The following is a 25554-nucleotide window of genomic DNA, read 5'->3' as shown; positions in this document are numbered from 1 at the left end:
ATAATTCGTTCTTTGCCAAAATAGGACTCATCTCAACTTACTGGCTTTACTTACACAAAACCTTGGGCTACTCCCTCGAGCAGTATATCGAAGATATACAGAAGAATTCAAAAGAAAAACAGCGAAGAACAAAAGAAAGACATAAAAGAAAAGGCAAGGAGTATTATACTCCTCGCCGTCTAGAAAAGATGCAGAATGCCTGGAACGCATCATCTTGATAATCATTGTAACATATGGGTAAGCCGTATGCCTTAGTAGGGCACGTGCGGTTTGATAAGGGGGAAGCCATGAGAATGGTTTCCCTACTTTATTTTATTATTTAACATAAAGCAGTAATTGTGAGCTTAGCGAATAAAATGGGAAGTATAGCGAATAAACAGTTAAAACCAGCGAACAAATTCAATAACCTGTTTAATAAAACAGGAGAATTAGCGAACAAATTACAAATTCTATCGAATTAAACATTTCATCAGCCGCTGCAACAATATTTATCCCCCGCAAAATTCTGCCAAAATTCATTTTTACGAGAGTTGATTAATAGAATACTATAGAAGAAATATTAATAGCAGGGAGACCTACCAATGAATATCCAGCAATATTACCGGAAAACAGCTGACATTTCTTTGAATGGCAGTCTGGCTTCACTTGTTCCTCCTTCTTTTTTTCTGTTGTATTCAATACTTAGTGCTCAGCGGGTCAATCCGCTTCTGATTGCCGTTCCTTTTATTGTTTATAGCTTTTTGTGCTTTCAAATGTTTTTGCTGAATAAGCAAAGGGCAGACGATATCGAGAATACTAGATGTAACTATTTTGGCACTGGAGCAATGCGTTTTCTTTTACAGTCTGATGCCCTGATTGCCTACATGCCGGCTCCTTCTCTTCGAATGATTATTTTTAACCCGCAAGGAATGCAGATAGGGGAAATAAGGGATGTAAACATGTGGAAAATACGATGGTTCATGCCCTATTTTTTAGATCGTTTATTTCCGAAAAAGCTGGGGATCTTTAATGATGCAGATGCTGTTGAAGCAGAAATCATTATCAGGAAAGCAAAAATTGAAATTTTTGACGGAAATACGCAGGAAAAAGAAACAATTAGTTTTAAAAAAAAGGGATCTAATCTAATTTATAAGCATAGGAATGGCCAATACTACATTCCCAGAAGCTATTTTCATACTGATTTGCAGGTCTATAAAGGGGCCGATACTCGAATTGCCCGTTTTCGAAAAGGGTGGATGCCGCTTGACTGGGCTCATCGTTTTAAGGATCCAAATACTCCTATCCTTTCTTTTGAGGCTGGCGTGACTGCAGAAGAAAAAATCAAGATTTACGCAATTTTTGCGAGTCTTTTTCAATACAGGAACCATTAAAAAGCAAAGGCAGAAAGATGGATTCCCTATTCCCCGTATAGTATGATAGATTTAGCTAAAATACGGAAGGTATAGTAACTGATATAGAGGTGTCCAAATGAAAAAGTTTTTGCTGGCTGCGGCAATTATTGTCCTATTGCTTTTTATTGTTGATAAAACGATCCTTAAAGATAAAGGGGTAGTTGAACAGGCGGGACAAATGGAGAAGTATGATAAAATAGAAGATCCGGAAGAGCTGCCCGTTGGTTTGGAAAAAGGAAATCGAGCACCGGATTTTGAGCTCATAGATATAGAAGGAAATCCGGTAAAGCTTAGCGATTTTAGAGGGAAAGCGGTCCTTTTGAATTTCTGGGCTACCTGGTGCCCTCCATGCCGGGCAGAAATGCCGCACATGGAAAAGCTATATAAGAAATATAAAGATGAGAAGTTTGATATTGTTGCAGTTAATCTAACCAATACTGAGAAAAACAGTGGGGATGCGAAGAAGTTTGTTGAAGAACTCGGCCTTACATTTACCATTCCGATGGACGAAAAAGGGGTGGCCGGTGCTGAATATGAAGTGCTTGCTTATCCTACGAGCTACTTTATTGATTCTGATGGCGTCATTAGAGGAAAGGTTCTGGGAGCATTGAACGAAGAATATATGGAAAAGGAAATAAGAAAACTTCCATAAGGATTGGAAAAGCCGGAAAGCTATTATATGCTTTCCGGCTTTTTTTCATCTTGATGCAGACGGGCAAGGATTGCTCTTTTTCGGTAGAGCATCCTTCCTGCTTCAGCGATATCATTTACAGCAGAACGGTTAATGAAGGCTCCGAACAGCAATCCGGCAATCGGGATCATTTGAAAAAGCTTCTTCCAGCCGATTTGGTCCCTGTAGGAAAACACTACTTCCCTCCAGCCCTGCAGCTCAGAAACGACTTCTCTTTTGGGTTCATCTGCATTTGAGCCAAACAGGGATAGCTGATGCAAAATGGCTTTTTTTCCGACGATATCTGAAGACACAAATTGCAAAATTTTAACGATGAACATTCTTTCCTTTTTATCCGCAGGATCGAAGCCATAACAGATAGCGATGTCCTGAAGGGTTTTCAGCTGGATGCCGAGCAAAAGAGGAATATCTATCGTAAGGGTAAAAACTCCGCCGACTCCTGTGCTTGCACCTTGAAGAGCTGCAGCTCTTTTTCGGTTGGAGGACAGTCTTTCAGCAGCATTATCCATGATTGATATTGGGAGGCTTTCCACATCCTTTAAAGTATAAATATTATGATTGGGATAATAATTCGATAAGGAAGATACAGAGCTTAAATACCTGCCCCCTGATTGAATATAAGTCCCTAGCTCATCAAGAATTACTCCAATCTTTTTATGTATAAATTCTGGTGTGAATTTATCTATTAGTTTGAACGGGAGCCGCCCGAGTTTCTCCCAGAACCATAAGTCACCCTGCTCTTTTTCCCAGTCTTCACATTTTTTTAACTCATTTCTTAAAAACTCCTTGGTTTCCATCACTTAATCCCTTTCGTTTGCTTGATAGTAAATATACGGACAGAGACAAAAAAAGTTTCAATTTCTCAAAACTATTCCCTTTGTATATTCCGGCCATTCATGATAAGATTCTTATAATAGAATAGGATTTCCTTCGGGGCAGGGTGAAATTCCCAACCGGCGGTGATGAGGGTATGCCCTCTTAGTCCGTGACCCGGTTTTGTTATTAGACAGTAAGTTTAAGCTTCGAGAACGAGGCGCTTGCACTTTTCTAATGAAAACGGTGGATTTGGTGAAAGTCCAAAGCCGACAGTGAGAGTCTGGATGGGAGAAGGAATGATAGCAAAATGCGTTTAAAAATGTTAGGTTTAAACGCTTATTTCGTCATGTAATTTTGCCCCGTATTACCTTTTTGGTATACGGGGTTTTGCCGTTTAAAATACTTAATGAAGGTACTGGAGAAATCATAAAGGAAGGAGGCTGAACAAAAGTTGCAGCATGATGATTATATGAAGTTAGCCATCAACTTGGCAGCAGCTACAAAAGGGCAGACAAGCCCTAACCCACAGGTTGGAGCTGTTGTCGTTAAGAATGGCGAAATACTGGGAATGGGCGCTCACTTGAAAGCAGGCACTCCTCATGCTGAAGTTCATGCCATTGCAGCTGCAGGCGAAAAGGCAAAAGGTGCAGACATCTATGTTACACTCGAGCCATGCAGCCATTTTGGAAGGACTCCGCCATGTGCAGACTTAATTATTAACTCAGGCATTAAAAGGGTATTTATAGCTTCTGCGGATCCAAATCCTCTTGTAGCAGGAAAGGGAATTGCCAGGATGCGAGATGCAGGCATTGAGGTTGTAACCGGCCTATTACAAGAAAAAGCTGATTCTCTTAATGAGCCATTTTTTCATTTTATTAAAACAAAGACACCATACGTAACGATTAAAGCAGCCTCGTCATTTGATGGAAAAACGGCTGCAAAAACCGGGGACAGCAAATGGATTACCTCTCCAGAATCCAGGCAGGATGTCCATCGGCTAAGGCATGAACATGACGCAATTTTAACAGGAGTAAATACCATCATTCACGATAATCCTCTTTTAACCGCCAGGCTGCCCCAAAGCGGAAAAAATCCCATTCGAATTGTATTAGATACAAATTTAAGAATTCCGGCTGACGCAAATGTCATTCGTGATCAGGCTGTTAAAACGGTCATCTATACGGGCTCCCGCATAGAAGAATCAAAAGCGGATGAGATAAAAAAATATGGAGTGGAAATCATCTCCTTTCCATCCGAAGACGTAGCTATTAAATCAGTCTTACAAGATTTAGGCGAAAGGAATATAATGACACTTTTTGTTGAAGGCGGATCGGAAGTTCACGCTTCGTTTATAAAGAGCAATTCTTTTCAGCAAATTATCCTTTATATGGCACCCAAAATAATAGGGGGAAAGGAAGCGGTTCCTTTTGTTGGGGGAATTGGCGCCGACTATGTGAAAAACGCACCTGTCCTCGAATTTGAAAAAGTTGAAAGAATCGGCGGCGATCTTAAAATTACCGCAAAACCTCTAAAGGAGGCCATGAATTAATGTTTACGGGAATTATCGAAGAACTTGGAACAGTGAAAAAAGTGGTCCAACAGGGGAAGGCAATGAAACTGACGATTCAGGCCACTAAAATTTTATCTGATCTCCATCTGGGGGACAGCATAGCGGTGAATGGCGTATGCCTTACGGTTACAGAATTTACCAAAGAAGAATTTTCTGCAGATGTTATGCCTGAAACGTTTAAAAGCACGTCGCTATCTGCCATAAAAGAACGTACAAAAGTCAACTTGGAACGCGCCATGTCAGCAAATGGCCGTTTTGGCGGGCATTTTGTGACAGGTCATGTTGATGGAACGGGGCAAATACTAAAGAAAACAGCGAGTGAAAATGCAATCTATATCCAGATTTCTGTGCCTGCCGAATTAACCCACCTGCTGATTATGAAGGGATCTATAGCAGTGGATGGAATTTCCTTGACGGTTTTTGGAAACGAGGAAAATACCGTTACCGTATCCATTATTCCTCACACAGCAAGTGAAACGGTACTCGGTTTTAAATCAGTGGGGGATATCGTCAATCTCGAATTTGATATGCTTGCTAAGTATCTATATTCCTTTATGAATAAACAGAAGGAGAATGTTTCGCCTGCAAAGGGGATATCAGAGCAATTCCTGCAGGAAAATGGCTTTTTATAAAAAGCAAAAGGAAAAGGAAAAGGAGGGGCACTAATATGTTCAGTGATATTAAAGATGCTATAGAGGATTTAAAAGCAGGGAAAGTCATTATTGTATGTGATGATGAAGACAGAGAAAATGAAGGGGATTTTCTGGCAATTGCGGAATATGCCAAACCCGATACCATCAATTTCATGGCTAAAGAAGGAAGAGGGCTGATTTGCGCTCCTATCACAGAGGAACTGGCTGAAAAACTGGAATTGAACCCGATGGTGGAAGTGAATACAGATAGCCATGGAACTGCCTTTACGGTAAGTATTGACCATGTGAAAACAACGACTGGCATCAGTGCGTTTGAGCGTGCTTTTACCATTAAAGAGATGCTTGAAGATGATGCGGCCCCTTCTGACTTTTCCCGTCCCGGCCATATCTTTCCGTTAGTAGCAAAAAAGGGCGGAGTGTTAAGAAGAGCTGGCCATACAGAGGCTGCAGTCGACCTTGCCCGTCTCGCAGGTGCCAAGCCAGCCGGGATTATTTGTGAAATCATGAAAGATGATGGAACGATGGCAAGAGTGGATGATCTTGAAAAAGTCGCAGAAAAGTTTGACCTAAAAATGATCACGATACAGCAATTGATTGAGTATCGATTAAAGCATGACTCTATCGTGAAGAGGGAAGTGGAAATCCACCTTCCAACAGAGTATGGGGATTTTAGGGCTGTAGGCTATACAAACACAGTGGACGGAAAAGATCATGTTGCTCTTGTGAAGGGAGAAATAAATGAGGATGAACCGGTATTGCTGCGTGTTCATTCAGAATGCCTGACCGGAGATGTGTTCGGTTCGAACCGCTGTGATTGCGGGCCTCAGCTTGAAGCGGCATTGGCACAAATTGAACAAGAAGGCCGGGGGATTCTGCTTTATATGAGGCAGGAAGGACGCGGGATCGGCCTGATTAATAAAATGAAAGCCTATAAGCTTCAGGAAGAAGGCTATGATACTGTTGAAGCCAACCATAAACTGGGCTTTAAGGATGACCTCCGCGATTATGGGGTGGGTGCTCAGATTCTGAGGGATTTAGGTGTTAGAAAAATGCGTCTTTTAACCAATAACCCGCGCAAAATTGCAGGTTTGGGCGGCTATGGGCTTGAGGTAGTGGAACGCGTTCCGCTCCAAATGCCTGCTAAAACAGAAAATGAAAATTACTTAAAAACGAAAAAGACCAAGCTTGGACATTTATTACAATTTTAAGGAGCGAATCAGTGATGAAAAAAGTAGTAGAGGGACATTTAGTAGGAACAGGATTAAAAATGGCGATTGTAGTTTCACGCTTTAACGAATTCATAACAGGCAAACTTTTAAGCGGAGCAGAAGATGCGCTTAAGCGCCATGGTGTAAATGAAGAGGATGTAACAGTTGTGTGGGTACCTGGGGCATTTGAAATTCCTCTGGCAGCAAAGAAACTTTCGGAGTCAGGAAAATACGATGCAGTTATCACGCTAGGGACAGTTATCCGGGGAGCAACGCCACACTTTGACTATGTCAGCGGGGAAGTGGCAAAAGGGGTAGCGGCAACTGCTATGCAGAGCGGTGTACCTGTCATTTTTGGTGTCCTTACCACTGATACAATCGAACAGGCAATTGAGCGTGCAGGCACAAAAGCTGGAAACAAAGGCTATGAAGCAGCTGTCGGTGCAATTGAAATGGGTAACCTGTATAAGCAATTATCAGATGTTAACGGCCAGTAAGTTCCCTAATACGGGGATTCAAGTATGAAGGCTAGCCATCAGCGGGATAAAGCTTCCACTGATGGCTGGCCTTATTTTTTCTGAATAGATGTCTGACCTTTCTATTGGCAGATAGCATATTTTTTGTTAAAATACTGTCTTGTGGCTCACCTGATATGAAAGAGTACAGCTTATCGGGGAGAGCGGGTAGGGAGAGGGCTAATTGAATAGATAGGTAAAATATATGAACAAGTGGTTTAACCGGCTTTTTCAGCTTGATTCAAATGGGACAACTGTAAAAAGGGAGGTTATGGCAGGTGCAATCGGCTTTTTTACGATTGTCTATATTATTGCTGTTAACTCTCTTATTCTATCAGAAGCAGGAATTCCATTGGAAGCCGCAATCCTGGCAACGATCTTAACATCGGTCGTCGGGTGTTTGATTATGGGCTTTTGGGCGAATGTTCCAATCCTTCTTGTCCCGGGAATGGGAATAAATGCTTTGTTCTCTTACACAATGGTCCAATCCATGGGACTCACCTGGCAGGAAGCATTGGCTGTTGTCTTTATTTCAGGTCTGATCTTTGTGTTTGTAGCGTTCTCGCGTTTTGCAAAGACATTAAGCGAATCTATTCCCCAATCACTCAAAGAGGCGATTACAGTAGGTTTGGGTCTTTTCTTAATGCTGATCGGACTTGAAAAAGGCGGAATCGTTGAAAAAGGGACAAATTCCATTATTGCTCTTGGCGAACTTGGAGATCCGCAGGTGCTAGCAACCATATTAACCTTCTTTCTTGCAATCATCTTATTCATGCGCAATGTGCCGGGCAATTTTTTAATCACGGTTGTTGCAGGAAGCTTAATTGCGTGGGCTTTCGGCCTTATTGATGTGCAAAATACTGGGGGAGATTCGTTCTCGATTCCTGATTATATGGAAGTCTTTGGAGCGATGTCATTCGATAATATTCTTTCCATTACTTTTTGGATTGCTGTATTTTCGTTGACGATGGTTCTAGTATTTGAAAATATCGGATTGGTTCATGGGCATGTAGGTTTCATCAAGAGGCCGGAACAGTTTTCGCGCGCTTTCCAGGCTAACTCGGTATCAGCATTATTATCCGGTATCTTTGGGACAAGCCCGACTGTTTCGACAGTTGAAAGTGCAGCAAGCATGGCAGCAGGTGGAAGGACGGGATTGACAACAGTAACCACTGGATTGCTGTTTTTGCTCTCGGCATTCTTTATTCCGGTTATTAAATTAATTCCAAATAGCGCAATAGCTCCCATTTTAATTATAATTGGCGGCCTAATGCTGCAAAATATCCGTAACCTTGATTTAAAGGACATGAGTGAAAGTTTCCCGGCTATCTTTATCATCGCTATGATTCCTTTCACATACAGCATTGCTGATGGAATCGCAATTGGCTTTATCCTTTATCCAATCCTTAAAATTTCGATTGGAAAAGCCAGGGATGTATCTGTAGCGTTATACGTAATAGCTGCTCTGTTCCTGTTTAACTTTGTATTTCATGTAGTAAGTTAATATAATTTAAAGGATGCTCGTAAAGGGCATCTTTTTTAGTTTGAATATAATATAGAAAACGATTATTGAATAATAATGGATTTTGTGGCACTCTTATCTATAAGTTATTTACAAAAGGTTTGGGGGTTTTTGTTTTGAAAATCGACCTTATTAAATGCCATGGGTCAGGAAATGATTTCTTTATTATAGATGAAATATCCAACACTTATGATTTTACAGAGAATCAGCGGGCGGAGCTTGCAAAAGCACTATGTGACCGCAGTTCTGACCTGGGTGCTGATGGGATTTTGTACGTATTAAAAAGCGAGATAGCAGACGCAAGAATGCGTGTATTTAACCCTGACGGCTCTGAAGCTTCAATGTGCGGAAATGGCCTTCGCTGTGTGGCCCGTTATGTATGTGAACTTCTAGGTTTAGAAGAAGCGATTATCGAGACGATGAAAGCAGATTTACAGGTGAAAAAGCAGGAAGATATTTTTGAAAATATCCCGACTTATTTGGTTGAGATTTCACCAGTGTCTTTCAAAGTAAAGGATCTTCCGCTACATCATGATAAAGAAACATTAATTAATGAAAAAATCAGCAAAATCTCCGAGGAATTAACTTTTACAGCATTGTCCGTTCCGAACCCGCACTTTATTGCAATTGTTGAAAAGGAGCAAGTCTCGTCCGATCTGCAAAAAAATATTAGCGAGTATTTGAATGGGCCTAATGAATTCTTCCCTGATGGCGTCAATGTCAGCTTCATAAAACCTTTAAAGAAAGGTCATATCTATGTTCGGACCTTTGAGAGGGGTGTCGGCTTTACCAATGCATGCGGGACGGCCATGTCAGCATCAACCCTTGTAACTTGCATGAATGGACTTAATGATATGCAAGAGCCTGTAGAGGTTTATAATAATGGAGGAAAAGTGCGCTGCGTTGTTCATGAGAAAAATGGCAAGCAGTCTATTGACCTAATCGGGAACGCTAGCTATGTATACCGATGTGAGGCTGATGTAAATATGGAAAATCCAGTTGAATTTACACTTTCCCCAAAAGAGGAATATAATGATGAAATCAAGCAATACGCCAAGCTCCAGGAACATGCACAGCAATTTTTAAAGGAATGGATGTAGGATAAGGCAGCAAGCCTTATCCTTTTCTTTTCTGCTGTTTTAAAAAGTCAAGCACTGGCGAAAACGGCTGCATCTCTTTTGTCTGGAAATAAGAATGGAAGGGATCACCGTCACTGTTGATGCGTTTCATCAAATTGGTTATTTGAAATCTTTCCATAGTTAACCGCTCATTCACTTCTTCCCAAAATAAAGGAGCAGCAACAGTAGCTGCTTTATTTCCTCTTGGTGAGTAGGGAGCTATTATTGTCTTCCCTTCCGCATGCTGTATATAATCCACATATAGGCGGCCGCCCCGATTTTTCTTCATTCGCTCAGTTGTAAAAGAATCCGGATCTTTGGATACAAGATAATCGGCTATAAATTCTGTGAACAAGCGGGTGTCCTCAAAGGTATACGTGTCCTCAGGCAAGGGAATATATACTTGCAGCCCTTTGTTCCCGGAGGTTTTAACAAAGCTAATCAGCTTCAGGTGATCCAGCACCTCTTTAATAAATAAAGCAGCTTTAATTGCAAGCGGAAATGCATCTCTTGAAGGAGGATCCAAATCAAAAACAATTTCGCTGGGCCCTTTGCTTTGAATGGTTTTGAAAGGAATGTGATATTCAAAAGCCAGCTGGTTTCCGAGCCATAAAAGAGTCTTTAAATTGTTGCAAACGATATAGTTGATGCCCTCAGACATTTGAGTTTCCACAAATTCCGGTGCGTAATCAGGACAATTTTTCTGATAAAACGGTTCTCCAAATATGCCATGCGGATACCGGATTACAGTCAACAGCCTGTTTTTCAAAAATGGCAGCATGTATGGTGCAATCTCTCTTAAGAAATGAATATAGTCGATCTTCTGCACAGCCGGTGTTTCCCATAATGATTTGTCAGGGTGTGTGATGTCTATTTCCGGCGGCAGGTTTTTTTGATGCTGAGCAAATTTACCATAGGTGCAATCCTCAGGTTTTAGATCAAAACGAAATTGGTGGAAATGGGGTTCGCGCATTTGCTCTTCATAGATCTCAAGGTATTTGACGTCAACGCAAATTGCTGGTTCCACGTAAATAAAGCGGCTGTCTTCGTCTGCTTTATTGTCTTTTATGATTTGGAACAAGGCTTGTTTTTCATCAGGCTTCAACCCAAATAGAAATTGCCCGATGGAGAAGATCTTGCTGTCCTGGTATACACCTGCAAAAAAGTAGCCATTTGATTTTTCATAAGCGGTAATGAAGCAGGATACATACTTCCAATTTTTATATTTTAGCCATGAAGAAGATCTCTTGCCTTCTTCCCATTGATTATTAGCCTGTTTTGCCACAATTCCTTCCCCATCATGAAGGACGACTTTTTCCCATAACTCATTAAAGCTCTTATAGGCGGGGATTAATTGCATTAGCTGCGGATTCTTCTCTTCAGGATTTAAGGGCAAACCACATTCTGTAAAAAGCGTTTTCAGTTGCTCTTTTCGGTAGAGGTACTCTTTATTGCTGATTATTTTTCCTTTAATCATCAAGACGTCAAAAATGAGGATGCGGCATGGAGCTGTTTTTGCCTTTTCAGCTATCTTTTTTTCAGATCTCATTCTCCCGCGGACCTGAATGGAGCCAAAATGTGCTTTGTAGGCATTTTCTAAAAAGACCAGTTCTCCATCTAGTGTAAGCGGAAGAAATGGTTCGAACTTTTCTTTGTTTTGTTCAAGAAACATTTTTATTTCAGGAAATAAGTCCAATAAGGGCTTATCATTCCTGCTTGTCAGTGATATATCCTGATTCCAGTGGAGAATTGCCCTGAACCCATCATACTTGGTTTCAAACAGCCATTCTTTACCTTCAGGCACATCAAAAGTCAGTGTAGGAAGCATTGGTTTCATTTGGGATTGGCCTCCTTTTCTAATTGTTCATATTAGTTTTAGCTTTTACCGGACAAACTACTCTGTTTCCAATTCTTTGAGGGTATGCACGAAATTGCTGAAACACAAATTAAGAATACATATATCATAAATAGAATGGAGTTTTACTATGCATACAATGTGGAAAGGAAGCATCAGCTTCGGCCTGGTTAATATTCCGATAAAGCTGCATGCGGCTACAGAAGATAAAGATATCAAGCTGAGAAATCTTCACAAAGAATGCCATTCACCAATCAAGTATGAAAAAACATGTCCTGTGTGTGAGGTCGAGATCAAAAATGAGGATATTGTAAAGGCATATGAATACACAAAAGGGAAGTTCGTCGTGTTGGAGGACGAGGATCTTGAAAAGCTTAAACAGGAAAATGAAGACAAGGCCGTAGAAATTGTAGATTTTGTTAAAATGCAGGAAATTGATCCGATATATTTTAACCGTACGTATTATATGTCTCCGGGAGATGGAGGAGGGAAGGCTTATTCGCTTCTAAGGAAAGCCCTCGAGACTTCTGAAAAGGTCGGATTGGCGAAAATCATCATTCGTTCAAAGGAACAGCTTGCAGTTGTCCGTGTGTATGAAAACACGCTTGTCATGGAAACCATTCATTATCCAGATGAAGTGCGCCAGGCTGCAGACGTTCCAAATGTGCCTGCAGAGGATAAAGTAACAGACAAGGAAATTGAAACGGCAATCATGCTTATTGACCAGCTGACTTCCGAGTTCCAGCCTGAAAAATATAATGATGATTACCGGACTGCCCTCCTTGAACTAATTGAAGCCAAGCGGACTGGCAAAGATATTGTTACACCGGTGGAAAAAGAGCCTGCTACCAATGTGACAGACCTTATGGCAGCCCTGCAGGCTTCCATCGATAAAACAAAGCCTGCTGATAAGGAAGCGGCGAAAAAACCTGCTGCTAAAAAGAAACGGGCTGCAACAAAGACGAAGGTGAAAAAGCAAGCTTAATATAAGAGAAGTGCCGATTTTCTTTTAAGTAAAATCGGCATTTTTATACATATTGAGATTATGTACACAAAGCAACATAGCGTATTGCCCATAAAGGGGCTTTGGAGGGAGGAAGAGCTCCCAAATAGTGCCCGTGGGAATGAAATAGAAGATCTGAAGGGAAATAATACCGTAATATTGTTCCCTGCAATAGGAAAAGGTAGATCATTTATTAATAATTCTCAAATCATGTTCACTTGCTGACCTTTTGTGGTACTTTTATAGCTAAAAAAAGGATTTGTGTATATGAGCTGGAAGACGTTAACTTTGAAAAACATGATTTATATTGTATCAGCAGCTGCGATCCTTGGCGGTTTTTTGTATATTTTTATTGAGATTGTCGATGAATTGCAGGAGAACGAGCTCGTACGTTTTGATGAGCAGGTCATTGGATACATTCAAGCATTTATTTCCCCGCGGCTTACTGAATTTATGAATGTGATAACATTTCTGGGGTCTGTAAAGTGGCTGACTTTAGCTGTCATAATCTCATCAATTCTGTTATTTATTTTTAAAAAGCGGTCTTTGGCATTTTTCATGATTATTTCATCAGGGGTCGGTGCCCTTTTCAACTATTTGCTAAAATGGATCTTTAAAAGGGAACGGCCAGATATCAGGCCGCTGATTGAAGAGCAGGGATTCAGCTTTCCAAGCGGGCATTCAATGGGGTCTTTCATATTTTATGGCTCGCTTGCCTATATGATTGTTCATTTGGCAAAGAAAAGGCGATGGAAGGCTGCATGGACCTTGCTTCTGGGATGTTTTATTGCAGCCATTGGACTGAGCCGTATTTATTTAGGGGTTCATTTTCCGAGCGATGTGGTTGCCGGATTTGCTGCAGGAGGAGTGTGGCTGACTATAATGATTCTTGGATTCCGATATTATGAATTCAGGAAAAATTTATAAGAAGTATTGAGAATTATTCGCTTTCCTTATAACATAGGGAGAATGAATAACAGAAACAGGAGTGGAAAAAATGAATCAAAAGATTTTGCCGGCTTCCTCAACCATGAAAGAGTTTGAAAAGTTCCTGAAAAGCCCTTTTGAAATTGGCGTTTTTCTCGACATGCATATCTCTCAGCTAAGGAATGTTTCCCAGATGGCAAAAGAACATAAGAAAAAAATGATTTATCATGTGGACTTGATTCACGGATTAAAAAGTGATGACTATGCAACGGAGTATATATGCCAGGAATTTAAGCCGTATGGATTAATATCCACGAAGTCAAGCGTAATCCTAAAAGCCAAACAAAAAGGAGTTATTGCTGTCCAGAGGATATTCCTGATTGATTCTCATGCCTTAGAAAAAAGCTACAAATTAATCGAGAAAACTAAACCCGATTTTATAGAAGTATTGCCTGGTGCCATGCCCTGGATGATCAAAGAAGTAAATGAACGTTTGAATACGCCAATTTTTGCAGGGGGATTAATACGTTCAAAGGAAGAAGTAGTGAATGCACTTGATGCTGGAGCTGCTGCTATTACTACCTCTAAAATGGATTTATGGGAAATGTTCTCTTAAATAGTGCCTAAAATATCTTCAGGAAAGGATTGACAACGTTTTCATAGGCTTGTATACTCTATTTAACAAGTTAATTCACGTGTCGGAGATTAGGAGATTCACACAGTTTAACCTTCTAGGGTTTATTCTGTCGTGGATCTCCTTTTTTTCGGCAACAAAATAGGGAAGGGGATTTTTAATGTCTGCTTTTATGGGAGAAGTAATTGGAACAATGATCTTGATACTTTTTGGAGGAGGGGTAGTAGCAGGGGCGAATTTAAAGAAGACCTTTTCGTTTAATGGAGGTTGGATTGTCATCACGATTGCATGGGGACTAGCTGTTACGATGGGAGTTTTTGCTGTTGGGTCCATAAGCGGGGCACATTTAAATCCGGCTGTAACAATTAGTTTAGCGCTCAGCGGTGACTTTCCTTGGGCAGATGTGCCTGGTTACATCATTGCTCAGTTGCTTGGAGGTTTTTTAGGAGGCGTTATCGTCTTCTTGCATTACCTTCCGCACTGGAAGGAAACTGAAGACCCGGGGGCGAAACTTGCTGTCTTTTCTACAAGTCCTGCAATTCCGCATACATTCTCTAATCTATTAAGTGAAATAATTGGTACATTTATTCTTGTATTAGGATTAATGTTCATAGGGGCCAATCAATTTACAGAAGGATTAAATCCCATTGCTGTTGGATTGCTTATTGTCGTAATTGGTATGTCGCTTGGAGGAACTACAGGTTATGCCATTAATCCCGCTCGTGATCTTGGCCCGAGAATTGCCCACTTCCTGCTGCCGATTCCTGGAAAAGGGAAATCCAACTGGGGATATGCGTGGGTGCCTGTGGCAGGTCCAATCCTTGGAGGAGCTTTAGGCTCTGTATTCTATCAATTTATGTTTAATGGAAAGGCTTCCGGTATGTTATGGGGAGTGCTGGCTGTTAATATAATAGTATTAATTCTTTCCTATGTTTTGGGTAAAAGGCAGTCTGGAGAGGCTGATTCTTCGGGAGTGGCAGCATAAAACTACAATTAGAGTTGGGGGAGCTATACAATGGAAAAATATATTTTATCTTTGGATCAAGGGACAACAAGTTCACGCGCAATTTTATTTAATAAAAAAGGTGAAATTGTGCACACAGCCCAAAAGGAATTTACCCAGTATTTTCCTAAGCCGGGATGGGTTGAACATAATGCTAACGAAATTTGGGGATCTATTTTATCCGTTATAGCTGGTGTCTTTTCAGAATCAGGAGTTAAGCCTGAGCAGATTGCCGGCATCGGTATTACAAACCAGCGTGAAACAACGGTTGTATGGGATAAGGAGACAGGTATCCCAGTTTACAATGCTATTGTATGGCAATCAAGGCAGACAAGCGAAATTTGCGATAGCTTGAAGGAAAAAGGGTATAACGATTTATTCCGTGAAAAGACAGGACTGCTAATTGATGCTTATTTTTCTGGTACAAAAGTTAAGTGGATACTTGATCACGTAGAAGGTGCACGAGAAAAAGCCGAGCAGGGCAATCTGCTATTTGGAACAATTGAAACTTGGCTTATCTGGAAGCTATCCGGAGGAAAAGCTCATGTAACTGATTATTCCAATGCGTCCCGTACACTAATGTTTAACATTCATGATTTAAAATGGGATGATGAACTGCTGGATATTTTAGGTGTTCCCAAGTCGATGCTGCCAGAAGTAAAGGCTTCATCTGAAGTCTATGCAAAAACAGTCGACTATCACTTTTTCGGCAAGGAAATTCCAATTGCAGGGGCTGCGGGAGATCAGCAGGCGGCCCTATTTGGCCAGGCATGCTTTGAGAAAGGGATGGCCAAAAATACTTATGGAACTGGCTGCTTCATGCTTATGAACACTGGTGAAAAAGCGGTAAAATCTGAGCATGGCCTTTTAACAACCATAGCATGGGGACTGGATGGAAAAATTGAGTATGCGCTTGAAGGCAGCATTTTTGTGGCAGGCTCTGCCATTCAGTGGCTCAGGGATGGAATGAGAATGATCAAGGACGCAAAAGACAGCGAAAGCTATGCGAGAAAAGTAGACTCCACTGAAGGTGTTTACGTTGTTCCTGCATTTGTTGGATTAGGAACACCATATTGGGACAGCGATGTGCGCGGAGCGGTATTTGGAGTAACCCGCGGCACATCAAAAGAACATTTTATCCGTGCAACACTTGAGTCTCTTGCTTATCAGACGAAGGATGTTTTATCAGCCATGGAAGCGGATTCAGGCATTGAACTAAGGACACTGCGTGTAGATGGCGGAGCAGTTAAAAACAATTTCCTGATGGATTTTCAGTCTGACCTTTTGAATGTTCCGGTTGAAAGGCCGACTATCAATGAAACGACTGCACTTGGAGCTGCTTATCTTGCGGGTCTGGCTGTTGGCTATTGGGATTCACAGGAAGAAATTGCTGAGCAATGGGCTATTGATAAATCATTTAATCCATCAATGGATGAAGAAGTCCGAACAGATCTTTATCAGGGGTGGAAAAAAGCTGTTCGTGCAGCAATCGCTTTTAAATAAAAGCATTTTTCCGGAAAGTTTGTTTCTTTTCAGTGGCACCTAAGGAAATCAACGGGCAAATTTTATAAGTATAAACAATAATTTATAATAAAAGCGTCTAAATAAAAGTACCAAAATAAAGGTAGGTATGATACAATAATAGTAAGTTAATAGTTCGGCAGGAGATGCGGAGAGACCACAAAATCATTATCGGACAATCGATAATGTGTTTTGTGGTCTCTTTTTTTTATTTCCTGCAAATAGAGGGTAGTAAAACAACAAGCTAGCCTTTCATTAAGGAGGAGTCATCAATGACATTTTCAAATTTAAATCGTGAACACATGATAAATAAACTGACAGCCGAGGAATTTGATGTGCTGATTATCGGCGGGGGCATTACTGGGGCAGGGATTGCCCTTGATGCGGCAACGCGGGGAATGAAGACTGCACTTGTAGAAATGCAGGATTTTGCCGCAGGCACTTCCAGCCGCTCAACAAAACTGGTTCACGGTGGTTTAAGATATCTAAAACAATTTGAAGTAAAAATGGTTGCGGAAGTGGGAAAGGAACGGGCGATCGTCTATGAAAACGGGCCGCATGTAACTACACCAGAATGGATGCTGCTCCCAATGCATAAAGGCGGCACGTTCGGAAAGTTCAGCACTTCGATTGGCCTAAGAGTCTATGACTTTTTGGCAGGTGTGAAAAAGTCTGAACGCAGAAGTATGCTTACTCCCAGGGAAACACTTGCCAAAGAGCCGCTTGTTAAAAAAGATGGATTGAAAGGCGGCGGGTATTATGTAGAATATCGGACAGATGATGCACGCCTGACAATTGAAGTAATGAAAGCAGCAGCCGACAATGGCGCATTGCCTGTAAACTACTTAAAGGTTGAAAAGCTTTTATATGATAGCAATGGAAAAGTGTCCGGTGTGGCAGCAATAGACCAGCTATCAGGCAAACAGCATGAAATTATGGCGAAAAAAGTGGTCAATGCAGCTGGTCCATGGGTTGACTCTATCCGCGAAAAAGATGGTTCAAAAAATGGAAAAACCCTGCGGCTGACTAAAGGTGTACACCTAGTAATAGACCAATCAAAATTTCCTTTGAAACAGGCAGTATACTTTGATACACCTGATAAGAGGATGGTTTTTGCTATACCAAGGGATGGGAAAACTTATATAGGCACAACAGACACTTTCTATGATTCCGATCCGGTTCATCCTAAAATGACTGAAAGTGACAGAACGTATATCATTAATGCGATTAAATTTATGTTTCCTTCCGTAAAAATTACAAAAGACGATATAGAATCCAGCTGGGCTGGGGTACGCCCGCTCATTTGGGAGGAGGGGAAGGACCCTTCCGAAATTTCCCGAAAGGATGAAATTTGGGAATCAGAAACAGGGCTGCTTACTATTGCCGGCGGCAAGCTGACAGGTTATCGCAAAATGGCCGAAACCATTGTCAATCTGCTTGCAGATAAATTTAAGCAAGAGTTTAATAAAACATATAGCGGCAGTATAACGAAAACACTGCCAATATCAGGCGGAAATGTTGGAGGGTCGGCCAAATTTAAAGAATTTGTACGCTTGCAGACGGAAAAGGGGGCAGCATTAGGCTTAACAGAAGATGAATCAGCCCGCTTAGTTAAGATGTATGGATCAAATATTCCTGCTATCTTTAAAATGATTGAGGAAAAAGGAAATGAAGCGGAAAAGTATAGGCTTCCAATTGTAATATGGGCAAAATTAAAATACGCTATAGAGAATGAAATGGCGGCAACACCAGTAGACTTTTTTAACCGCAGAACCGGAGCACTTCTTTTTGATATTGAAACTGTCAGGTCCTATCAAGATCAGGTAATATCTTATATGGCAGATGCATTTAATTGGGAATCATCAGCCAGAAGGAATTTTGAACAGCAGCTGGAACAGGAAATAAGGTTTGCTGTATTGCCTGCAGATCAAAATTAAAACTCTCCTTTTTGGGGAGTTTTCTTTTTTAAGGCTCGGGTATATTTGCCTGATGATTTCCTCTCCAATCATCAACAACAAGCTTTAACCACAGCCATTTTTAAAAAGGAAAATTCATTCAGTAACAAAACTGACATCCCTGCGGCATATAATAGAGTAGGAGGTGGACCATGCAAAATGTGTTGATGTTCGTAGATTCAGGAGTTGATGATTCCCTTGCGCTAATGTACGCTTTGCAGCATCCTGAAATAAATATTGTTGGCGTTGTCAGCGCATATGGCAATATAACAAAAGAGCAGTCCATCAATAATACTGCTTATTTGTTAAAGCTTGCAGGGCGTGGGGACATACCGATTATAGCGGGGGCTAGCGGACCGCTATCGGGGGAAACCGCTGTTTTTTATCCCGAAATTCATGGTGAGGAGGGCCTTGGCCCCATTCAGCCTCCGGAGGATTTCGAAGGCATGGAAGTTTATGATATCGATAAAATAATTCAAATCATCAATGAATATAAGAATAATCTTGTTATTGTCGGAGTGGGAAGGCAAACAGACCTTGCTTTACCCCTGATTTTATATGGCAAAGATGCTTACAAGGGTGTTAATGCCCTTTACTTAATGGGAGGAGCTTTTCTTGTACCTGGAAATGTTACTCCAGAGGCGGAGGCGAATTTTTACGCTGATCCAATTGCTGCGGATTCGGTACTGGAAAAAGCTGAGAATATTTATATATTTCCGCTCAACGTAACGAATAAAGCTATTTTAAGCCCAGAAACGATAAATTTTATAGCAAATAATACTCAATCGCCTTTTAAGGAACTAATAAAGCCAGCCTATGATTTTTATTTCGAGGCTTATAAGAAGCTTGTTCCTGGCATAAAGGGTGCCCCCCTTCATGATGTCCTCGTGTTAAGTGTTCTGACGAATCCGGATATGGTAAAGTATATAAAAAGAAGAGTGAGGATTGAACAGTTTGGAAAAGCAAAGGGAAAAAGCATTGCAGACTTTAGGCCCCAGCCTGAAGAAGAGCCGCAAGACACCCTAGATAACATTGCAATGGAACTTGATGTTGAGCGTTTTGTAATTGATTTTGCGGAAGTTTTCCTATCTCAGAAAAATGAAAGGTAAGAGCCCTTTTCACACACAGTGTTAAGGGTTTTTTTGTTTTTTTGAACGCTCTTTTCTTAAAGTTTGTTGCTTTTTAGGGCTAATTAAGGTGAGCCAACTGAGTTGATTGGAGCGGAGGCCAATTGACTCCAGCGGGAAAAGAAGTGGGAGCCCCCACAGGAAGCCGAGACGGCTCACATCACACCCCCGCGGACAGCTTTAGTCTCCGCAGCAGAAATCAGCGGGCAAAATTAATAAGAAACCACAATTTATAAGAAAAGAGTCTATGTTAAAAATCAAAAAGAGCCTGGTGATTATGTTCATTCCAATGTTTGATTTTCTAAATACTATAGATTAAATTAAGCCAAAAATATCCATAAAAAATAAAGGAAAGAGAAATCTGCTATCGAAAATATATATATAGTAAAGAAACCGGCATCCGCAGGCAAACCCATGTATTGGGTTTGATTTACCTATTTATCTGCAGAAAGTCCATTAAGTTATATAAAACAAAACTAAATAAATGGAGGCTCTTACATTGCTAAAATCTAAACAAATAAACAGAACTCTTTCTATATTGGGAATGGTCATAGCCATTGCAATAGCATATAGTGTTCTTGTCTATTTAAATAAGGAGCAAGGTACATCAGGTGTTCAAAAGAGCTCGGCCGATGAAGAGGCAAATGCTTCGGGCTTAATGTATAATGATTTAGGGGATTTTATTGCATCCAACCACACTTTTTATAATGAAACGCTTGGGTGGGGGAGAGAACGTTTTGTCAGTTGGTCTAAGCAGCGGAAACAGGCTGAATTAATTTCAAGTTCATTAGAGAAATTAACAGTCGAGAATGAAGATTTGCAGCAGGATTTATCCACTATAAACGATTTGGCAGCGTCTGTAGTGTCCGGATCAAAAGATAAAGATGCCCTTATTAAGCTCCACCGCTTTTTTCATGATCTTGATATTGACTATAACGATTATAAAGATACAACTGACTATTTTGATGTAACGAAATATAAAGGCGAGAACGAATAAATAGTTCAGTTTTGTTGGTGACAAGTTTTTTTCTTGACAGATAACCTTTAATTAAGGTAAGATGGGTATTGAAGTATTTGAGGTCATTAATGAAGTCGCGAATTCACATGAATTTGGGCATAAGCCTTCATTTTTGTGAAAGTCCGGCTTTTTGTTATGTTTAATAGCTCTTTAAGGTTTTGAAAGAGCAAGCATGTGTTTGTAATTAAGAAATAATTTGTGTGGACAGCTTTTTGCTGAATTTCTTCTTAATCATCTTCTATAAACCAGACACTTCTCCGTATTTTTAACTTCAGTTAAGTTTCTTGCCATTTTAAAAAAAATCTCAGAGAGCATTTATCGGATACGAAACCGATCTACCTGATTCCCGCTGGCGCGGTCAAGGAGCCGCAAGGATGGAAGAGAGGCAGGGCTTTCATTGTTTTAGGTAATATAAATAAGGTAACACTCAAATATATCAATCGAGGACAGCATTTAATGCTGTCCTTATTTTATTTAAGCCTCTTTTACTCATAAATTGTTGTATTCCTTATAAATTCTGCCCATTGATTTCAGCAAAGGGCACTTGCTTTCCGCGGGGAAGAATGAGAGCCTAAGGCTAACCAGCTGAGTTGATTGTAGCGGAGGGCAATTGACTCCTGCTCAGAAGAGAGGGAGTGGGAGACCCCAGTTAGCATACCAAAAAGCAACAAGCTTAGCGGAAACGGCCTTATTTAAACATCCAAACACGAACATTTAACAATAAAACTATTGAAATATATGTGTTTTATGTTATGATGGCATTATTAAGAATAGTAAAATCAAATCGCAGTGACTGACGACAATGCGGAATTAACCGCTGGGGAGCTGCGTCTATGTATAGCCGGTCGTCTGGGCAGAGATAAGGGATACCCTTGTCTCTTTTTTCATAATTAAATGGAAAAGCCCGTCTTCCATTATGTGCTTTTCCTAGTTGGAGGGATTATACATGGAAAAAAAGCTTATACTTGATGGTATTGTTGTCGCAAATCATGTAAAAAATCAGCTGAAAAATCAAATCGATCAATTAGCGCTGCAGGGGATTCAGCCTTGTTTAGCAACCATATTGGTGGGGGATGACCCTTCGTCCGAAACTTATGTCAGGATGAAAGGAAATGCATGCGAAAAGCTGGGAATCCTATCAAAGCGTATTCACTTATCCAAGGATATTACGACTGATGATCTTCTTGCGAAGATTAAAGAATTAAATGAGGATCAGTCAGTCCATGGAATCCTATTACAGCATCCAGTTCCTGGACATATTGATGAACGCAAAGCATTTGAAACAATAGCTATTGAAAAAGATGTTGATGGTGTTACAAGTTCGGGTTATGGGCAAACAGCCTTCGGATTTGGTGAATATCCATCCTGTACTCCAGCTGCTATTCTCGAAATTATGGACTATTATAAGTTTAATGCTGAAGGTATGCATGCTGTAGTTGTAGGCAGGAGTCCAATTCTGGGAAAACCAGTATCTGCATTATTGCTCAATCGCAATGCCACTGTAACTACATGCCACTCGCATACCAGGAATCTCCAGCAAATCCTTCAGCAGGCTGATATAGTTGTAGCTGCTGTGGGAAAGCCTAACTTCATTAAAGGCGAATGGATTAAAGAAGGCGCCATTGTTTTGGATGCCGGCTATAATAAGGGCAATATTGGCGATGTGGATTATGAAAGCTGCCTTCGGAAGGCTTTCGCGATTACGCCAGTGCCAGGCGGAGTTGGTCCTGTCACGATCTCAATGCTATTAAAGCATACTGTGGAGGCGGCGGAAAAGTCATTAAGGTTAAAGGGAAGAACGAATAGTTAATTTGTCCCTAATTTAAAATGATCTTGAAAAAGATTGACTTACAGATGAGTGTCGTTTATTATTAAGTTAACGCTGTAAAGTTCGTTATATACTTTTTGGATAAGTAGTCGTAGCTGCAAAGAAATGTAGGCGATCGTTCATCCTCATTCTGGCGGCTGCGACTTTTTTATGTTTAAGTTTATATTGGTACATTATAGTGAAAAACATTTTTTGGGAGGCAACACAAATGAACACAGGTAAAGTAAAATGGTTTAATGCAGAAAAAGGTTTCGGTTTCATCGAATCTTCAGAAGGTCAAGATGTATTCGTACACTTCTCCGCTATCCAAACTGAAGGTTTCAAAACTTTAGAAGAAGGTCAAGACGTAACTTTCGAAATCGTTGAAGGTAACCGCGGACCACAAGCTGCTAACGTAACAAAAGCATAATCTTGCTTAAATGAGGTGATGCATGTCTAATCATGCATCACCTTTTTACGTTATTTTACTCATCCACTTTGTAGACTTCTGCATTCCTCAAAACAGATTCTTCCCAATTAACTGCTTTTTAGGAATAAAACATTTTTCATTTCTTCTATAAAAGTTACTTCACTTATAAAATAAAGTTTAAAATTAGTACATTTGGAAATGTAAAAAAGAGATACAAACTGGAAAGCCTAGTAACGTAGTGAACGTTATCATATAAAATATGACAGTCTTTAAAATGCTTTAATACAAGGAGGAAAATTTATTTTGACAACTTTTTCAGATTTCGGTTTAAGTAATGAAATAGTAAAAGCCCTTTCCATTATGGGGTTTGAAGAACCAACACCAATACAGGCACAAGCGATTCCTATTGGTATGCAGGGCAAAGATATGATCGGCCAGGCTCAGACTGGAACAGGAAAAACAACTGCATTTGGTGTGCCGCTTTTGGAGCAAATAGACATAAATGAGGGCATTCAGGGCCTTGTGCTTGCCCCAACACGGGAGCTGGCTGTCCAGGTAGCCGAAGAATTAAACCGAATTGGACAGGTAAAAGGTGTCCGCACACTTCCGATATATGGCGGCCAAGACATAAACCGCCAGATCCGTGCGCTTAAAAAGCGTCCGCAAATTATTGCTGCTACACCAGGAAGATTAATTGACCATATTGAAAGAAAAACGATTCGTTTAAGCAATATTAAGATGGTTGTTCTTGATGAAGCAGATGAAATGCTGAACATGGGTTTCATTGAGGATATTGAGCGGATCCTAAGTGAAATCAAAGGCGAGCGCCAAACACTTCTTTTCTCTGCCACAATGCCAAAAAGAATTCAGTCCCTTGCTGAGAAATTCATGCAGGAACCTGAAATGGTTAAAGTGAAAGCAAAAGAAATGACCGTGAAGAATATTGAGCAATATTATATGGAAGTCCATGAAAAACAAAAATTTGACGTGCTTTGCAATCTTTTGGATATTCAATCACCTGAATTGGCGATTGTTTTCGGAAGAACGAAAAAACGTGTTGATGAAGTGGTGGAAGGACTTATTAAAAGGGGATATTCCGCTGAAGGCATTCATGGAGACATTCCCCAGGCCAAGCGTGACCAGGTTATCCGCCGTTTTAAAGAACAGACCATCGATATTATGGTTGCTACGGATGTAGCTGCTCGCGGTCTTGATATTTCAGGCGTATCGCATGTCTATAACTTTGATATTCCGCAGGATCCGGAAAGCTATGTGCACCGTATTGGACGTACTGGACGTGCAGGAAACAAAGGCTTGGCTATTACATTTGTATCACCAAGAGAAATTGACCATCTGAAAATTATTGAAAATGTGACGAAAAGCAAAATGGCCAAAAAGCCAGTTCCATCCTTCAAGGATGTAGTTCAAGGCAACCAGCAGGCTACCATCAATAAATTAATGGAGGTTATTGATAAAGGGGAGCATGGAGACTTTAAGCGAGTAGCCGAAACTCTGCTTGAGGATACTGATTCCGTAACGCTGCTTGCAGCAGCCATGAAGTTGCTGACAAAAGGACCTGACGTAACACCAGTTAAATTAACTGCAGTTGAGCCAATCCGTGTCAGAAAACCTAAAGGTGACCGCGGTGGAAGAAGATACAGCGACAGGTCCAGAGGCGGAAGAGACAGAAGAGATTTTAAAGGCGGAAGAGACCGCCGCAGTAAAAATCGCAGCAAGTAAGTGTTTAATTTGTTCGAAGGCTGGGGAAAAGAGTCATAAATACGATTTTTCCTGTTCTTTTTAAACATCTTATTATAAAAATTGAGTATTTTACCCATATTAGTAAATGCAGGGTAATAACCACTCTGTGAGTTATAGATATTAGGAGGAAATAAAATGGCAACAGGCAAAGTAAAATGGTTTAATTCAGAAAAAGGTTTTGGTTTTATCGAAGTTGAAGGCGGAGAAGATGTATTTGTTCATTACTCTGCAATCCAGAGCGAAGGATTTAAAACCCTTGATGAAGGCCAAGAAGTTAACTTTGACATAGAGCAGGGCCAGCGTGGACCTCAAGCTGTAAATGTAACAAAGTTATAATTGTTAAATAAAGGAGTCCCTTGCTGAGGGGCTCTTTTATTTTGGCTGTTTTCGTAAAGTTTGTTGCTTTTCGGGCGGCCAGCTAAGTTTAACCAACTAAGTTGAATGTAGCGGAGGGCACTTGACTCCTCGAAAATGCATTCGAATTTTCTTGCGGCGAGGTGTTTATTCAAGGATGCCTTTCAATGTCCTGCTCCGAAGAGAGGAAAGTGGGAGACCCCGCAGGTGAAGGCGAGGAGGCTCTCATTCCTCCCCGCAGGAAAGCTTGAGTGCCCCCGTGCTGAAATCAACGGGAAGAATTTTTAAGTCAAAACAACAATTTATAAAAAAGAGACTTTGTTTTTCAGGTTAATGAGGGTATGAGCTGCTAAGGGAGCAGGGTAGTGTCAAAAGATTTATGAAAACTACCTAAAGGGTTAGTTTCTCTCCTATTTACTGGATGGAGATGCGCCGCAATCGCTCTTGACAAACACGCCAATGGTTTGAGGATTGTTTAACAAGGGCGAAGGGAACAAAAGAAGGCATACCAAATAAGCCCTTGGTTGTTTCCATTTTAAACCATTGGCAAGTTCGGTTTGTCAAGAGTTCGCTCCGCCGATTGCTGAATTAGCTTAAGGGCTCAGCTAAACAAAAAGTTAGGCTTGTCTTTGTTCTACTATCCATTGTTGTGCTAATCCAATGAGCTTTGTCCAA

The 25554-nt window shown here is 40.7% G+C and carries 22 protein-coding genes, 1 pseudogene and 2 riboswitches; of the genes and pseudogenes, 21 read left to right on the top strand and 2 right to left on the bottom strand.

All coding sequences use genetic code 11. The annotated features are described in order from the left end of the window. The 3 genes and pseudogenes from L634_RS34445 to L634_RS0121680 form a co-directional block, all read left to right on the top strand. Window positions 1-218 (top strand): annotated as a pseudogene (locus tag L634_RS34445) (group II intron reverse transcriptase/maturase); the annotation flags it as partial. 363 nt (window positions 219-581) lie between these two features. Further along, window positions 582-1370 (top strand): hypothetical protein, encoded by a 789-nt coding sequence (locus L634_RS0121685; protein ID WP_026584253.1) that lies wholly within the window; start codon window positions 582-584, stop codon window positions 1368-1370. A gap of 97 nt (window positions 1371-1467) precedes the next feature. Then, entirely contained in the window at window positions 1468-2043 is a 576-nt protein-coding gene (locus L634_RS0121680) for a TlpA disulfide reductase family protein (protein WP_026584252.1), read from the top strand. A 23-nt stretch (window positions 2044-2066) separates the two neighbouring features. Here the strand turns inward: L634_RS0121680 and L634_RS0121675 are convergent, their stop codons facing one another. Next, window positions 2067-2882, bottom strand: a complete 816-nt coding sequence (locus L634_RS0121675; RefSeq protein ID WP_026584251.1) for an EcsC family protein — start codon at window positions 2880-2882, stop codon at window positions 2067-2069. Between the two features lie 122 nt (window positions 2883-3004). Then, window positions 3005-3198: riboswitch (FMN riboswitch) on the top strand. A 151-nt stretch (window positions 3199-3349) separates the two neighbouring features. On the opposite strand from L634_RS0121675, the gene ribD reads away from it, so the two are divergent. The 6 genes from ribD to dapF all read left to right on the top strand — a co-directional run bounded on the left by ribD (window position 3350) and on the right by dapF (window position 9466). Next, a complete protein-coding gene (gene ribD / locus L634_RS0121670) occupies window positions 3350-4447 on the top strand; it encodes a bifunctional diaminohydroxyphosphoribosylaminopyrimidine deaminase/5-amino-6-(5-phosphoribosylamino)uracil reductase RibD (protein ID WP_026584250.1) in 1098 nt (365 codons plus the stop codon). Continuing rightward, complete coding sequence (gene ribE / locus L634_RS0121665; RefSeq protein ID WP_026584249.1) at window positions 4447-5100, top strand: riboflavin synthase; 654 nt, start codon at window positions 4447-4449, stop codon at window positions 5098-5100. Before ribD ends, ribE begins: the two co-directional genes overlap by 1 nt. Window positions 5101-5135: 35 nt before the next feature. After that, window positions 5136-6329 (top strand): bifunctional 3,4-dihydroxy-2-butanone-4-phosphate synthase/GTP cyclohydrolase II, encoded by a 1194-nt coding sequence (locus tag L634_RS0121660; protein ID WP_026584248.1) that lies wholly within the window; start codon window positions 5136-5138, stop codon window positions 6327-6329. A gap of 14 nt (window positions 6330-6343) precedes the next feature. Next, window positions 6344-6826 (top strand): 6,7-dimethyl-8-ribityllumazine synthase, encoded by a 483-nt coding sequence (gene ribH / locus L634_RS0121655; protein WP_026584247.1) that lies wholly within the window; start codon window positions 6344-6346, stop codon window positions 6824-6826. 223 nt (window positions 6827-7049) lie between these two features. Beyond that, a complete protein-coding gene (locus L634_RS0121650; RefSeq protein WP_026584246.1) occupies window positions 7050-8348 on the top strand; it encodes an NCS2 family permease in 1299 nt (432 codons plus the stop codon). 134 nt (window positions 8349-8482) lie between these two features. After that, on the top strand, window positions 8483-9466 hold the full coding sequence (gene dapF, locus L634_RS0121645) for a diaminopimelate epimerase (protein ID WP_026584245.1): 984 nt from the start codon (window positions 8483-8485) through the stop codon (window positions 9464-9466). Window positions 9467-9482: 16 nt separating this feature from the next. Here dapF and L634_RS0121640 read toward each other — a convergent pair whose 3' ends face one another. Beyond that, the gene (locus L634_RS0121640) at window positions 9483-11321 is read right to left on the bottom strand and encodes a DNA ligase D (protein WP_026584244.1); all 1839 of its coding nucleotides are present in this window, start codon (window positions 11319-11321) and stop codon (window positions 9483-9485) included. A 148-nt stretch (window positions 11322-11469) separates the two neighbouring features. Here L634_RS0121640 and ku point away from each other — a divergent pair, with 148 nt between their 5' ends. From ku to L634_RS0121575, 12 genes are all read left to right on the top strand, one after another. Continuing rightward, complete coding sequence (ku, locus tag L634_RS0121635; RefSeq protein WP_026584243.1) at window positions 11470-12324, top strand: non-homologous end joining protein Ku; 855 nt, start codon at window positions 11470-11472, stop codon at window positions 12322-12324. A 285-nt stretch (window positions 12325-12609) separates the two neighbouring features. Continuing rightward, a complete protein-coding gene (locus L634_RS0121630; protein WP_026584242.1) occupies window positions 12610-13269 on the top strand; it encodes a phosphatase PAP2 family protein in 660 nt (219 codons plus the stop codon). Between the two features lie 70 nt (window positions 13270-13339). Next, window positions 13340-13885, top strand: coding sequence for a glycerol-3-phosphate responsive antiterminator (locus L634_RS0121625; RefSeq protein WP_026584241.1), 546 nt, complete (start codon window positions 13340-13342; stop codon window positions 13883-13885). 178 nt (window positions 13886-14063) lie between these two features. Further along, window positions 14064-14888, top strand: a complete 825-nt coding sequence (locus tag L634_RS0121620) for an MIP/aquaporin family protein (RefSeq protein ID WP_026584240.1) — start codon at window positions 14064-14066, stop codon at window positions 14886-14888. 30 nt (window positions 14889-14918) lie between these two features. Continuing rightward, complete coding sequence (gene glpK / locus L634_RS0121615; protein ID WP_026584239.1) at window positions 14919-16409, top strand: glycerol kinase GlpK; 1491 nt, start codon at window positions 14919-14921, stop codon at window positions 16407-16409. A 290-nt stretch (window positions 16410-16699) separates the two neighbouring features. Next, a complete protein-coding gene (locus L634_RS0121610) occupies window positions 16700-18364 on the top strand; it encodes a glycerol-3-phosphate dehydrogenase/oxidase (RefSeq protein WP_026584238.1) in 1665 nt (554 codons plus the stop codon). Between the two features lie 170 nt (window positions 18365-18534). Beyond that, window positions 18535-19491 carry a nucleoside hydrolase gene (locus L634_RS0121605; RefSeq protein ID WP_026584237.1) on the top strand — a complete coding sequence of 319 codons (957 nt, stop codon included), beginning with the start codon at window positions 18535-18537 and terminating at the stop codon, window positions 19489-19491. 517 nt (window positions 19492-20008) lie between these two features. Then, complete coding sequence (locus L634_RS0121600; RefSeq protein WP_026584236.1) at window positions 20009-20506, top strand: hypothetical protein; 498 nt, start codon at window positions 20009-20011, stop codon at window positions 20504-20506. An 800-nt stretch (window positions 20507-21306) separates the two neighbouring features. After that, a riboswitch (ZMP/ZTP riboswitch) is annotated at window positions 21307-21389 on the top strand. Between the two features lie 84 nt (window positions 21390-21473). Beyond that, window positions 21474-22337 carry a bifunctional 5,10-methylenetetrahydrofolate dehydrogenase/5,10-methenyltetrahydrofolate cyclohydrolase gene (locus L634_RS0121590; protein WP_026584235.1) on the top strand — a complete coding sequence of 288 codons (864 nt, stop codon included), beginning with the start codon at window positions 21474-21476 and terminating at the stop codon, window positions 22335-22337. Window positions 22338-22563: 226 nt separating this feature from the next. Continuing rightward, window positions 22564-22764: a cold-shock protein gene (locus tag L634_RS0121585; protein WP_009332508.1), complete on the top strand. Its 201-nt coding sequence runs from the start codon at window positions 22564-22566 to the stop codon at window positions 22762-22764. A 303-nt stretch (window positions 22765-23067) separates the two neighbouring features. Further along, window positions 23068-24504 carry a DEAD/DEAH box helicase gene (locus tag L634_RS0121580; protein ID WP_034263039.1) on the top strand — a complete coding sequence of 479 codons (1437 nt, stop codon included), beginning with the start codon at window positions 23068-23070 and terminating at the stop codon, window positions 24502-24504. A gap of 156 nt (window positions 24505-24660) precedes the next feature. After that, entirely contained in the window at window positions 24661-24861 is a 201-nt protein-coding gene (locus L634_RS0121575; protein WP_026584233.1) for a cold-shock protein, read from the top strand. Window positions 24862-25554 lie beyond the last annotated feature (693 nt).

Origin of the sequence: Bacillus sp. J33 (genome assembly GCF_000518885.1) — a bacterium.
GTDB lineage: Bacteria > Bacillota > Bacilli > Bacillales > Cytobacillaceae > Cytobacillus.
Note: the sequence above shows the minus strand (reverse complement) of the source record. Positions and strands in the feature narration are given on the sequence as shown.

Bases quoted from the DNA above. Each gene is read 5' to 3' on its own strand.
- L634_RS0121685 (WP_026584253.1), top strand. From the start codon at position 582: ATGAATATCCAGCAATATTACCGGAAAACAGCTGACATTTCTTTGAAT.
- L634_RS0121680 (WP_026584252.1), top strand. From the start codon at position 1,468: ATGAAAAAGTTTTTGCTGGCTGCGGCAATTATTGTCCTATTGCTTTTT.
- ribE (WP_026584249.1), top strand. From the start codon at position 4,447: ATGTTTACGGGAATTATCGAAGAACTTGGAACAGTGAAAAAAGTGGTC.
- L634_RS0121660 (WP_026584248.1), top strand. From the start codon at position 5,136: ATGTTCAGTGATATTAAAGATGCTATAGAGGATTTAAAAGCAGGGAAA.
- ribH (WP_026584247.1), top strand. From the start codon at position 6,344: ATGAAAAAAGTAGTAGAGGGACATTTAGTAGGAACAGGATTAAAAATG.
- L634_RS0121650 (WP_026584246.1), top strand. From the start codon at position 7,050: ATGAACAAGTGGTTTAACCGGCTTTTTCAGCTTGATTCAAATGGGACA.
- L634_RS0121640 (WP_026584244.1), bottom strand. From the start codon at position 11,321: ATGAAACCAATGCTTCCTACACTGACTTTTGATGTGCCTGAAGGTAAA.
- ku (WP_026584243.1), top strand. From the start codon at position 11,470: ATGCATACAATGTGGAAAGGAAGCATCAGCTTCGGCCTGGTTAATATT.
- L634_RS0121630 (WP_026584242.1), top strand. From the start codon at position 12,610: ATGAGCTGGAAGACGTTAACTTTGAAAAACATGATTTATATTGTATCA.
- L634_RS0121625 (WP_026584241.1), top strand. From the start codon at position 13,340: ATGAATCAAAAGATTTTGCCGGCTTCCTCAACCATGAAAGAGTTTGAA.
- L634_RS0121620 (WP_026584240.1), top strand. From the start codon at position 14,064: ATGTCTGCTTTTATGGGAGAAGTAATTGGAACAATGATCTTGATACTT.
- glpK (WP_026584239.1), top strand. From the start codon at position 14,919: ATGGAAAAATATATTTTATCTTTGGATCAAGGGACAACAAGTTCACGC.
- L634_RS0121610 (WP_026584238.1), top strand. From the start codon at position 16,700: ATGACATTTTCAAATTTAAATCGTGAACACATGATAAATAAACTGACA.
- L634_RS0121605 (WP_026584237.1), top strand. From the start codon at position 18,535: ATGCAAAATGTGTTGATGTTCGTAGATTCAGGAGTTGATGATTCCCTT.
- L634_RS0121590 (WP_026584235.1), top strand. From the start codon at position 21,474: ATGGAAAAAAAGCTTATACTTGATGGTATTGTTGTCGCAAATCATGTA.
- L634_RS0121585 (WP_009332508.1), top strand. From the start codon at position 22,564: ATGAACACAGGTAAAGTAAAATGGTTTAATGCAGAAAAAGGTTTCGGT.
- L634_RS0121575 (WP_026584233.1), top strand. From the start codon at position 24,661: ATGGCAACAGGCAAAGTAAAATGGTTTAATTCAGAAAAAGGTTTTGGT.